Annotated in this window: 9 protein-coding genes; 8 read left to right on the forward strand and 1 reads right to left on the reverse strand. The window is 67.4% G+C overall.

Annotation, left to right across the window (positions count from 1 at the left end):
* Positions 1-98: 98 nt before the first annotated feature.
* A complete protein-coding gene (locus ET445_RS11940) occupies positions 99-707 on the reverse strand; it encodes a DUF4126 domain-containing protein (RefSeq protein ID WP_129191493.1) in 609 nt (202 codons plus the stop codon).
* 65 nt (positions 708-772) lie between these two features.
* On the opposite strand from ET445_RS11940, the gene coaE reads away from it, so the two are divergent.
* From coaE to gap, 8 genes are all read left to right on the forward strand, one after another.
* On the forward strand, positions 773-1,393 hold the full coding sequence (gene coaE / locus ET445_RS11945) for a dephospho-CoA kinase (protein ID WP_129191494.1): 621 nt from the start codon (positions 773-775) through the stop codon (positions 1,391-1,393).
* Between the two features lie 106 nt (positions 1,394-1,499).
* The gene (uvrB, locus tag ET445_RS11950) at positions 1,500-3,566 is read left to right on the forward strand and encodes an excinuclease ABC subunit UvrB (RefSeq protein WP_129191495.1); all 2,067 of its coding nucleotides are present in this window, start codon (positions 1,500-1,502) and stop codon (positions 3,564-3,566) included.
* A gap of 48 nt (positions 3,567-3,614) precedes the next feature.
* The gene (uvrA, locus tag ET445_RS11955; RefSeq protein ID WP_129191496.1) at positions 3,615-6,566 is read left to right on the forward strand and encodes an excinuclease ABC subunit UvrA; all 2,952 of its coding nucleotides are present in this window, start codon (positions 3,615-3,617) and stop codon (positions 6,564-6,566) included.
* A gap of 26 nt (positions 6,567-6,592) precedes the next feature.
* A complete protein-coding gene (gene uvrC / locus ET445_RS11960; protein WP_129191497.1) occupies positions 6,593-8,542 on the forward strand; it encodes an excinuclease ABC subunit UvrC in 1,950 nt (649 codons plus the stop codon).
* 34 nt (positions 8,543-8,576) lie between these two features.
* Positions 8,577-9,452 (forward strand): RNase adapter RapZ, encoded by an 876-nt coding sequence (gene rapZ / locus ET445_RS11965; RefSeq protein ID WP_129191498.1) that lies wholly within the window; start codon positions 8,577-8,579, stop codon positions 9,450-9,452.
* Between the two features lie 69 nt (positions 9,453-9,521).
* A complete protein-coding gene (gene whiA, locus ET445_RS11970) occupies positions 9,522-10,502 on the forward strand; it encodes a DNA-binding protein WhiA (protein WP_129191499.1) in 981 nt (326 codons plus the stop codon).
* Between the two features lie 154 nt (positions 10,503-10,656).
* Positions 10,657-11,283: a superoxide dismutase gene (locus ET445_RS11975; RefSeq protein WP_129191500.1), complete on the forward strand. Its 627-nt coding sequence runs from the start codon at positions 10,657-10,659 to the stop codon at positions 11,281-11,283.
* Between the two features lie 95 nt (positions 11,284-11,378).
* A complete protein-coding gene (gene gap, locus ET445_RS11980) occupies positions 11,379-12,383 on the forward strand; it encodes a type I glyceraldehyde-3-phosphate dehydrogenase (protein ID WP_129191501.1) in 1,005 nt (334 codons plus the stop codon).

Below are 12,383 nucleotides of genomic sequence, written 5' to 3' on the forward strand. Positions count from 1 at the left end.
CGATCAACGGAAGGCCGGTCCCGATTCGGGGCCGGCCTTCCGGCGTTTCCTCTGAGCTGCGTCGTGGGCCGGAGCGCGGCTCAGGATCGGGGCGCGCGTCACGCGCTGTCGGTCGCAGCTCGCTTCGCCGCTCTCCGCGCCGCCCGCGTGCGGAGAGCGATGACCGCCGCGACGACGATCGCGACGACGCCCACGACGACGAGGACGGGCACGAGGATCGCGGCGAACGCGAGCACGGCAGATCCGACATCCTCGACCGTGCTCACGACGGGCGCACCCAACCCGGCGGTCGTCGCATTGACGACGGGACGAGCGAGTGCCTTGACGAGGTGGACGCCGAGCGCGAGTGCCGCGCCGATCGCGATGGGGATCCACTGGTCGGAGGCGAAGAAGGCTTCGGGGTCGGTGACGGCGACGGTCGTCGCTCCGGTGCCCGAGCCGAAGGCGAGTCCGCCGGCGGTCGGCCGCACGATCGTCTGCACGACGTCGTTGACGCTGTCGAGTCCGGGCACCTTGTCGGCGACGATCTCGACGATGAGGAGGACGACGAGGATGAGCAGCACCCATTCGTTCGCGAGCCACGCCCACGCGGGCGGAAGTTCGACGAGGCCGGTGAATCGGTCGAGCGCGCCAAGGACGACGAGCGGGATCCACGCGTTGAGACCTGCCGCGAGGGCCAGACCGGTGCCGGCGAGCAGTTCGAGCATTGACGGATGCCTCCTGCCGGAAGTCTTCCACGGCCGGGCGTCCCGCGCGGCGATAGCATGACATCGTGTACCTCATCGGACTCACCGGCGGCATCGCGTCGGGCAAATCGACCGTGGCCCGCCGTCTCTTCGCGCACGGCGCCGTGCACCTCGATGCCGATCAGCTTGCACGGCGCGTCGTCGAGCCCGGCACGCCGGCGCTCGCGGCGATCGTCGCGGAGTTCGGCGAGGCGGTGCTCCAGCCCGACGGCATGCTCGATCGGGCGAAGCTCGGCGAGATCGTCTTCCACGACGAGGCTGCCCGCGAGAAGCTCAACGCGATCGTGCACCCCGCGGTGCGTACGCTCGCGGGAAAGCTCATCGCGAAGGCCGAGGCGGAGAATTCCGATGCAGTGGTCGTCTACGACGTGCCGCTCCTCGTCGAGGCGCGGGTGGATCATCCGTTCGATCTCGTCGTCGTGACGAGTGCGGGGCGTCACGAGCAGGTCAAGCGACTCGTCGAGGAGCGCGGTCTCGACCCGATCCAGGCTGAGGCGCGGGTCGATTCGCAGGCGTCCGACGATGAGCGCCGGGCGATCGCCGACGTCGTCATCGACACCTCGGGGGCGCTCGCGCACACCATGAGTCAGGCGGACGCGCTCTGGGCGCGGATCGTCGCGGAACGGGCCGCCAAAGCGCAGGGCTGAGGCGCAAGGGATGACTCCGGGCCCGCCTTCCTCGTCGACGCAGGTCTTCCTCGGCTGAGGGCGAACACCGGCCGGCGTGTCGGAGGGTGCGCCTACGCTGGAAGGCATGCAGTCCACGCGTTCCGTGCGCCCGTTCGAGGTCGTGAGCGAGTACTCCCCGTCGGGCGATCAGCCCGCGGCGATCGCCGAACTCGCCGCCCGCATCAATGCCGGTGAGACCGATGTCGTGCTGCTCGGCGCAACGGGCACGGGCAAGTCGGCGACGACGGCGTGGCTCATCGAGCAGGTGCAGCGCCCGACGCTCGTGCTCGCGCACAACAAGACCCTCGCGGCACAGCTGACGAACGAGTTCCGCGAGCTCATGCCGAACAACGCGGTCGAGTACTTCGTGTCGTACTACGACTACTACCAGCCAGAGGCCTACGTGCCCCAGACCGACACCTTCATCGAGAAGGACTCGTCGATCAACGCCGAGGTCGAGCGGTTGCGTCACTCGACGACGAACTCGCTCCTCAGCCGGCGCGACGTCGTCGTCGTGTCGACGGTCTCGTGCATCTACGGTCTCGGCACGCCCGAAGAGTACTTGGCGGCGATGATGCCGCTCCAGGTCGGGCAGCGCGTCGATCGTGACTGGCTCATCCGCAAGTTCGTGTCGATGCAGTACCAGCGCAACGACGTCGACTTCTCGCGCGGCACGTTCCGGGTTCGGGGCGACACGATCGAGATCATCCCCGTCTATGAAGAACTCGCGATCCGCATCGAGATGTTCGGCGACGAGGTCGAGGCGCTCTACAGTCTCCATCCGCTCACAGGGCAGGTCGTCGCGAAGCTCGACGCGGTGCCGGTGTTCCCCGGCTCGCACTACGTGGCATCCACCGATGTCATGCAGCGCGCGATCGGCACCATCCGCGACGAACTCGACGAGCGTCTGCAAGAGCTCGAGCGCGAGGGAAAGCTGCTCGAAGCGCAGCGGCTGCGCATGCGCACGACGTTCGACCTCGAGATGATGGAGCAGATCGGGTTCTGCTCGGGCATCGAGAACTACTCGCGCCACATCGACGGGCGTGAAGCGGGGGAGCCGCCTCATTGCCTGCTCGACTACTTCCCCGACGATTTCCTCGTCGTCATCGACGAGTCGCACGTGACGGTGCCGCAGATCGGCGCGATGTACGAGGGCGACTCGTCGCGCAAGCGCACGCTCGTCGAGCACGGATTCCGACTTCCGAGCGCGCTCGACAACCGCCCGCTCAAGTGGAACGAATTCAAAGACCGCGTCGGGCAGACCGTCTACCTCTCGGCGACCCCCGGCAAGTACGAGTTCGGCGTCGCCGACGGCGTCGTCGAACAGATCATCCGCCCGACGGGCCTCGTCGATCCGCAGATCGTCGTCAAGCCGTCGAAGGGGCAGATCGACGACCTCCTCGAAGAGATCCGCGTCCGCGCGGAGCGCGACGAGCGCGTACTCGTCACGACGCTGACCAAGCGCATGGCCGAGGAGCTCACCGACTATCTCACCGAGGCCGGTGTGCGCGTGCGGTACCTCCACTCCGACGTCGACACACTCCGCCGCGTCGAGCTGCTCACCGAACTCCGCGCGGGCGTATACGACGTGCTCGTCGGCATCAATCTCCTGCGCGAGGGACTTGACCTGCCCGAGGTCTCGCTCGTCGCGATCCTCGACGCCGACAAAGAGGGGTTCCTGCGCTCGTCGACCTCGCTCATCCAGACGATCGGGCGCGCCGCACGAAACGTGTCGGGCGAGGTGCACATGTACGCCGATGTGCTGACCGACTCGATGAACAGCGCGATCGACGAGACGAACCGACGACGCGACAAGCAGCTCGAGTACAACCGCGTCAACGGGATCGATCCGCAGCCGCTGCGTAAGCGCATCGCCGACATCACAGAGGTGCTCGCTCGCGAAGAGGCCGATACCGCGAAGCTCCTCGCCGGACGCGACGCGCGGCAGAAGTCGCCCGTTCCCTCGGGCAAGCGCGAGGGCATCGCCTCGGCAGGGGCCGACAACCTCGAAGAGCTCATCCGCGATCTCAACGAGCAGATGCTGGAGGCGGCCGGCGAGTTGAAGTTCGAACTCGCGGCGCGCTTGCGCGACGAGGTATCGGAGTTGAAGCGCGAGTTGCGGCAGATGGAGAAGGCCGGGCACCTGGGCTGAGTCCGTCCGGTGGCGTCGTTCGAGGCATCCGTTCCTCGAATCGAACGAATGTTCGCTGAGAGCGCGAGCGCTCTCGGCATCCTTGTCGGTGGCTCTCTCTACACTCGAAGGGTGCCTGTTTCACGTCTCGACACCCATGCCCATTTGAGTGTTCGCGGTGCCCGCGTGCACAATCTGCGCAACGTCGACGTCGAGATCCCGCGCGACGCGATGGTCGTCTTCACGGGTCTGTCGGGGTCCGGCAAGTCGTCGCTCGCGTTCGACACGATCTTCGCCGAGGGTCAGCGCCGCTACGTCGAATCGCTGTCCGCGTATGCGCGGCAGTTCCTCGGGCAGGTCGACCGTCCCGACGTCGACTTCATCGAGGGGTTGAGCCCGGCCGTCTCGATCGACCAGAAGTCGACGAACCGCAACCCGCGGTCGACGGTGGGCACCATCACCGAGATCTACGACTACATGCGCCTCCTGTGGGCGCGCATCGGCGTGCCGCACTGTCCGGTCTGCGGCGAGCGCATCCAGCGGCAGACGGTGCAGCAGATCGCCGATCAGCTCATGGAGCTGCCCGAGGGCACGCGCTTCCAGGTGCTGAGCCCCGTCGTGTCGAAGAAGAAGGGCGAGTTCGTCGACCTCTTCCGCGACCTCGGCTCGCAGGGATACACGCGTGCGGTCGTCGACGGCGAGGTCGTCCGGCTCGACGAGCCGCCGACGCTCAAGAAGCAGGTCAAGCACGACATCTCGGTCGTGATCGACCGACTCGTCTCATCGCCCGATCTGCTCGGTCGGCTGACCGACTCGCTCGAGACCGCCCTGCGCCTCACCGACGGCCTCGTGCAGGTCAACTACGTCGATCGCGAGGGCGACGACGCGTGGCAGACGTTCTCCGAGAAGCTGTCCTGCCCGAACCAGCACCCCATCGCGCTCACCGAGATCGAGCCGCGCACGTTCTCGTTCAATGCTCCGTTCGGCGCATGCCCCGAGTGCTCGGGCCTCGGCACGCGCATGTCGGTCGACGAGGACCTCTTGCTCGGCGATCCGTCGCTCAGCATCGCCGACGGCGTCATCCTGCCGTGGACCTCGCAGGGCAAGAGCCTCTACAACTACTACGAGAAGCTCCTCGACGGGCTCGCGCACGACCTCGGGTTCTCGCTCGACACTCCGTGGGAACAACTCGACGAGCGGGCGCAGGCGGCCGTGCTCCGCGGCGAGAACTTCGAAGTGCGGGTTCGTTGGCGCAATCGCTACGGCCGCGAGATGACCTACACGTCGGGCTTCGAGGGCGTCGTCCCCTACATCGAGCGCCAGTACGCGCAGGCCGAGACCGACGTGCAGCGAGCGAGGTGGGCCGAGTACCTCCGCGAGGTGCCGTGCCCCGTCTGCGACGGCGACCGCCTCAAGCCCGAGGTGCTCGCGGTGCTCGTGCACGAGGCATCCATCGCGGATGTCACGCGACTCAGCCTCACCGACGCGCGGGCCTTCATGGACCGACTCGAACTCACGGAGCGCGAGCAGGCGATCGCCGCGCAGGTTCTCCGCGAGATCAAGCTTCGCCTCGACTTCCTCATCCGGGTCGGGCTCAGCTATCTCGACCTCGCGCGTGCCGCGGGCACGCTCTCGGGCGGCGAGGCGCAGCGCATCCGCCTCGCGACGCAGATCGGCTCGGGCCTCACGGGCGTGCTCTACGTGCTCGACGAGCCGAGCATCGGTCTCCACCAGCGCGACAACCGACGCCTCATCGAGACCCTCGTGGCGCTCCGCGACCTCGGCAACACGCTCATCGTCGTCGAGCACGACGAAGACACCATCCGCACGGCCGACTGGATCGTCGACATCGGTCCGGGCGCAGGCGTCAACGGCGGCACGGTCGTCCACTCGGGCGACTACGCGACCCTGCTGAAGAACCGCGAGTCGCTCACGGCCGACTACCTGTCGGGTCGCAAAGAGATCGGCATCCCCGCGAAGCGGCGACCGATCGACCCCGAGCGGAAGATCACGGTCGAGGGCGCCGAGGCGAACAACCTCCGCAAGGTCGACGTCGCGTTCCCGCTCGGCACGTTCACTGCGGTGACCGGTGTGAGCGGTTCGGGCAAGTCCTCGCTCGTCAACGACATCCTCTACCGGGTGCTCGCCAACAAGTTGAACGGCGCCCGAAAGGTTCCGGGCAAGCACCGCCGAGTCACGGGGCTCGAGCAGCTCGACAAGGTCGTGCACGTCGACCAGGCGCCGATCGGCCGTACGCCGCGGTCGAATCCTGCGACGTACACGGGCGTGTTCGATCGCATCCGTACGCTCTTCGCCGAGACCGTCGAGGCGAAGGCACGCGGCTATCTTCCGGGCCGATTCAGCTTCAACGTCAAGGGCGGCCGCTGCGAGGCATGCGCGGGCGACGGCACGATCAAGATCGAGATGAACTTCCTGCCCGACGTGTATGTGGCGTGCGAGGTGTGCGGCGGCAAGCGGTACAACCGCGAGACCCTCCAGGTGCACTACAAGGGCAAGAACATCTCCGAGGTGCTCGAGATGCCGATCAGCGAAGCGGCCGACTTCTTCGAGCCGATCTCGGCGATCCACCGGTACCTGAAGACGCTCGTCGACGTCGGACTCGGCTACGTGCAGCTCGGCCAGAGCGCAACGACGCTGTCTGGCGGCGAGGCGCAGCGCGTCAAGCTCGCGACCGAGCTCCAGCGTCGATCGAACGGCCGCAGCGTGTACGTGCTCGACGAGCCGACGACGGGTCTGCACTTCGAAGACGTGCGGAAGCTCCTGAAGGTGCTCGGAAAGCTCGTCGACAAGGGCAACACGGTCATCGTCATCGAGCACAACCTCGACGTCATCAAGTCGGCCGACTGGGTCATCGACCTCGGGCCCGAGGGCGGGTCGGGCGGCGGCACGATCCTTGCGACGGGCACCCCCGAGCAGGTCGCCGACGTGCACGAGAGCCACACGGGGTACTTCCTGCGAGAGATCTTCGACGTGCACGGGCGCGCCGAGGTCGCGAGCTAGGCCGGGTCGGGGCACACTCGACGCAGATGACGAAGACCGTCCCGTATCGCCCGAAGTCGGGGGAGATCCCGACTTCGCCGGGCGTGTATCGCTTCCGTGACGCCGAGCGGCGCGTGCTCTACGTCGGCAAGGCGAAGAACCTGCGCGCGCGCCTGTCGAACTACTTCGCGCCGCTCCACACGCTCCACGAGCGCACGCGTCGCATGGTCACGACAGCCGCGTCGGTCGAATGGACCGTCGTCGGCAGCGACGTCGAGGCGCTCCAGCTCGAGATCACCTGGATCAACGAGTGGAAGCCTCCGTTCAACGTGCGCTTCAAAGACGACAAGTCCTACCCGTACCTCGTCGTCACGCTCGGCGACGAGGCGCCTCGTGCGATGGTGTCGCGGAAGCGCGGCATCCCCGGCGCGCGCTACTTCGGTCCGTACCCGAAGGTGTGGGCGGTCAACGAGACGCTCGACCTCCTGATCAAGCTCTTCCCGATCCGCACGTGCAAAGACAGCGACTACCGGCGGGCGGTGGCGAGCGGCAAGCCGTGTTTCGCGGGCCAGATCGGGCGCTGCTTCGGGCCGTGCTCAGGCAAGGTGACGGTCGACGAGCATCGAGCGAACGTCGACCGGTTCGTGGCGTTCATGCAGAACCAAGACCCGCGCATCCTCGACGACCTCGAGCGCGAGATGCGAGACGCGGCAGCGGTGCAGGACTACGAGACCGCTGCGCGTCGCCGCGACCAGCTGCAAGCCGGACGCGAGTTCTTCGAGAAGAGTGCGGTCGTGCTCGGCGATGCGGTCGACCTCGACGTCTTCGGCATCGAGCACGACGAGCTCGCGGCAGCGGTGCAGCTGTTCATCGTGCGCGGCGGTCGCATCCGCGGCGTACGATCGTGGACCGTCGACAAGGAGCTCGATGTGCCCCTCGGAGACCTCGTCGACTCGGTCCTGCAGAATGCGTACGGCGACGATATCCGCCCGCCCGGCGAGGTCGTGGTGCCCGAACTGCCCGACGACACCTCCGCGGTCGAGACCTGGCTCGGCGGCATCGCCGGCAGGCGGGTGAAGCTCAAAGCGGCGCAGCGAGGCGGGAAAGCGGCGCTCCTGGCGACGGCGACCCAGAACGCCAAGCAGAACCTCATGCTCTACAAGACACGCAGGAGCGCCGACTTCACGACGCGCTCGCGCGCCCTCGAGGACATCCAAGAGGCACTCGGCATGCCCGATGCGCCGCTCCGCATCGAAGGGTTCGACGTCTCCCACCTGTCGGGCACGAACATCGTGGCCTCGATGGTCGTCTTCGAAGACGGTCTCCCGCGCAAAGACGAGTACCGTCGCTTCACGATTCCCGCGTCGACCGACGACACCGACTCCATCCACCAGGTCATCACCCGTCGGCTCGCGTATCTGCGCGATCCGGAGACGCGCGACCCCGAGACGATGGATGTCTCGTCCGAGACATCCATTGCAGCGAACACCGGCTCCGAAACATCCGGAACCGAGGCCGAATTCGCCCCGCGACGCAAGAAGTTCGCCTACCGACCCAACCTGCTCCTCATCGACGGCGGTCAGCCCCAAGTCGAGGCCGCTGCGCGAGCGTTGCGCGAATCGGGCGTGCAGGGCGTCGCGATCTGCGGCATCGCCAAGCGGCTCGAAGAGATCTGGACGCCCGACGCCGATTTCCCGGTCATCCTTCCGCGCAACTCCGACGCACTGTTCCTCTTCCAGCGCGTGCGCGACGAAGCGCACCGCTTCGCGATCACCCACCAGCGCGCAAGACGCAAGCGCGACATCGGCAGCGTGCTGAACGAGATCCCCGGCCTCGGCCCGACCAGGGTGAAGCAGTTGCTCCGACACTTCGGCTCGGTGGCCAGGTTGAAGTCCGCGACGCCCGAAGAGATCGCCGAGGTGCGAGGCATCGGCCCGACGCTCGCGGCGACGGTTCGGGCGACGCTCGACAGCGCCGGCACGCCCTCGCCCAGGTAGGGTGGAGGAAGTGAACGGGAGGGGGCGTCAGCCGATGGCGGACGGGTCCGGGCGTCAGGAGATGCTCATCGTCACGGGCATGTCCGGCGCGGGCCGCTCGACCGTGGCGAACGCGCTCGAAGACCTCGATTGGTACGTGGTCGACAATCTGCCGCCGCAGATGCTTCGTCCGCTCGTCGAGCTGGTCGGCCGTGCAGGTTCGTCACTGCCGCGCATCGCTGCGGTCGTGGATGTCCGCGGCCGCGACTTCTTCGCCGAGTTCCAGGAGATCGTGCAGGCGCTGCGCTCGGGTGTGACCCTTCGCGTCGTGTTCCTCGACGCGACCGACGCGGCGCTCGTGCGTCGGTTCGAGTCGGTTCGCAGGCCGCACCCGCTGCAGGGCGACGGCACGATCCTCGACGGCATCACCGAGGAGCGCGCACGCCTCGCGGCGGTGCGCGAGATGAGCGACATCCTCATCGACACCTCCGACCTGAACATCCACCAGCTTGCGAATCGCGTCACCGAGAGCTTCGCCGACGAGGGCAGAGCGGGCCTCCGGGTCACGGTCATGAGCTTCGGGTTCAAGTACGGGCTGCCGACCGACGCCGACCTCGTCGCCGATGCACGCTTCCTGCCGAACCCGTTCTGGATCCCCGAGCTCCGCCCGCTCACGGGCGCCGACGCCCCGGTCGCCGACTATGTGCTCGCACAGAACGGCGCCCGCGAGTTCCTCGACGCGTACGCGGCCGCCCTCCAACCGGTCTTCGCGGGCTATCAACGCGAGAACAAGCGGCACGCCACGATCGCGATCGGCTGCACCGGTGGAAAGCACCGGTCGGTGGCCTTGGCACGCGAACTCGCTGAACGCATCCGGCAGTTCCCCGACGTTGCCGCGTGGGTCAAGGATCGCGATCTCGGGCGCGAATGACGCGCCCCCGGCGGAGTCGGCCGTGACGGACTCGATGACAGACATGACGACGACAGAATGGACGAACAGGTGGCTTTGACCGCGGACGTGAAGGAAGAACTCGCACGCGTGGAGGTAGCGAAGACGACCGTTCGCGCCGCTGAACTGGCGTCGATTCTGAGGTTCGCCGGCGGACTGCACCTCATCTCCGGCCGTATCGCGATCGAGGCCGAACTCGATTCGCAGACGATCGCGAAGCGCGTGACGCGCGACCTCGGCGAGCTCTACGGAGTGCGACCGGATGTCTCGGTGATCTCGGCTTCGGGGCTCCGGCGGCAGAACCAGTACCTCGTGCGGGTGCTCGACGGCGGCGAGACGCTGGCACGCCAGACGGGTCTCCTCGACGCGCGGCGCCGCCCCGTGCGCGGCCTGCCGAACCGACTCACGACGGGCTCGCGCGACGATCTCGCGGCGATCTGGCGCGGCGCGTTCCTCGCGCAGGGCAGTCTCACCGACCCCGGCCGCTCTGCGGCGCTCGAGATCACCTGCCCCGGGAATGAGACCGCCATGGCGCTCGTCGGCGCGGCGGGGCGTCTCGGCATCGCGGCCAAGGCGCGCGAGGTGCGAGGCATCCACCGCGTCGTCATCCGCGACGGCGAGGCGATCAGCGGCATGCTCGCTCTCATGGGCGCGACGGGCACCGTGCGCAACTGGGAGGAACTCCGGCAGCGCCGTGAGGTGCGCGCGACCGCGAACCGCCTCGTGAACTTCGACGACGCGAACCTCAGGCGGTCGGCTCAGGCCGCCGTGGCGGCGTGCGCACGCGTGGAGCGGGCCATGGAGATCCTCGGCGACGGCATCCCCGACCACTTGAAGTACGCGGGCGAGCTGCGGCTCGCACATCGCGACGCGAGTCTCGACGAGTTGGGGCACCACGCCGACCCGCCCATGACGAAAGACGCCGTCGCGGGCCGCATCCGTCGCCTGCTGGCGATGGCCGACAAGCGTGCCGCCGAACTCGGCATCGATGGCACGGAGGCAAGCCTCCCGGCTGACTTCGACCTGGTGTGACGGCGGGACCGAGTCGAGGCAGTCGGGTCTTCTCCGGCTGACTTCGACCTGGTGTGACGCAAGCCCGGCGGCGGCTTCCGGCCCGGGCATAGACTGACGAGAGCCGCGGTTCCCGGCTGGTTCGAAGGAACCGGGCAGCTGACAAGGAGAAGCAATGGCTGACTACACCCTCCCCGATCTTCCGTACGATTACGCGGCGCTCGAGCCGTCGATCAGCGGTCGGATCATGGAGCTGCACCACTCGAAGCACCACCAGGCCTACGTCACGGGTGCGAACACCGCGCTCGCGCAACTCGCCGAGGCGCGCGAGACGGGGAACCTCGCCAACGTGAACAAGCTCGAGAAGGACCTCGCGTTCAACCTCGGCGGTCACGTCAACCACTCGATCTTCTGGACGAACCTCTCGCCCGAAGGCGGCGACAAGCCCACGGGCGACCTCGCGGCCGCGATCGACGACCAGTTCGGTTCATTCGACGCGTTCCAGGCGCACTTCACGGCGACGGCGCTCGGCGTGCAGGGCTCGGGCTGGTCGGTCCTCGCGTGGGACTCGATCGGAGAACGCCTGATCGTCCTGCAGTTCTTCGACCAGCAGGCGAACCTCCCGGCGGGCATCGTCCCGCTCCTCATGCTCGACGTGTGGGAGCACGCGTACTACCTCGACTACCAGAACGTGCGCGCCGACTACGTCAAGGCGTTCTGGAACATCGCGAACTGGGCGAACGTCCAGAAGCGCTTCGAAACGGCCCGAGAGAAGACTTCGGGCCTGCTGCTACTGTCATAGCCGGATGGTGTCCCTCGGATCCGTCCGGGGGACACCGCCGTTCCGGTATCAATCGAGTTCTGCGCGTTCGCGCACGTCAAACAGGAGAGACACCCGTGTCCGTAAAGATCGGCATCAACGGCTTCGGCCGCATCGGCCGCAACTACCTCCGCGCAGCGCTCGCTCAGGGCGCCGACCTCGACATCGTCGCGGTCAATGACCTCACCGACAACAAGACGCTCGCCCACCTGCTGAAGTACGACTCGATCACCGGGCGCCTCGACGCGACCGTCGAGTACGACGACGAGACGATCATCGTCGGCGGCAAGCCCATCAAGGCGTTCTCGGAGCGCGACCCCGCGAACCTCCCGTGGGGCGAGCTCGGTGTCGACATCGTCATCGAGTCGACCGGTTTCTTCACGAAGGCCGCCGACGCGCGCAAGCACATCGAGGCCGGCGCCAAGAAGGTCCTCATCTCCGCGCCCGCGACCGATGAAGACGCGACCTTCGTCATCGGCGTCAACGAGCAGGACTACGACCCGGCGAACCACCACATCATCTCGAACGCCTCGTGCACGACGAACTGCCTCGCGCCGCTCGCGAAGGTCTTCAACGACGCATTCGGCATCGAGCGCGGCCTCATGACGACGGTCCACGCCTACACCGCCGACCAGAACCTGCAGGACGGCCCCCACAAGGACCTCCGTCGCGCACGCGCCGCCGCCATCAACATCGTCCCGACCTCGACGGGCGCCGCGAAGGCCATCGGCCTCGTGCTGCCCGAGCTCGTCGGCAAGCTCGACGGCTTCGCGCTCCGCGTACCGGTCCCCACCGGCTCGATCACCGACCTCACGGTCACCGCGTCGCGCCCCGTCACGGTCGACGAGGTCAAGGCCGTCTACAAGGCCGCCGCCGAGGGCCCGCTCAAGGGCATCCTCAAGTACACCGAAGACGACATCGTCTCGAGCGACATCGTGACCGACCCGCACTCGTCGATCTTCGACTCGGGTCTGCTGCGCGTCCTCGGCGACCAGGTGAAGCTCTCGGCGTGGTACGACAATGAGTGGGGCTACTCCAACCGTCTCGTCGACCTCACCGAGTACGTCGCCGAGCGTCTCTGA

The organism is Agromyces protaetiae, assembly GCF_004135405.1.
Taxonomy (GTDB): domain Bacteria; phylum Actinomycetota; class Actinomycetes; order Actinomycetales; family Microbacteriaceae; genus Agromyces; species Agromyces protaetiae.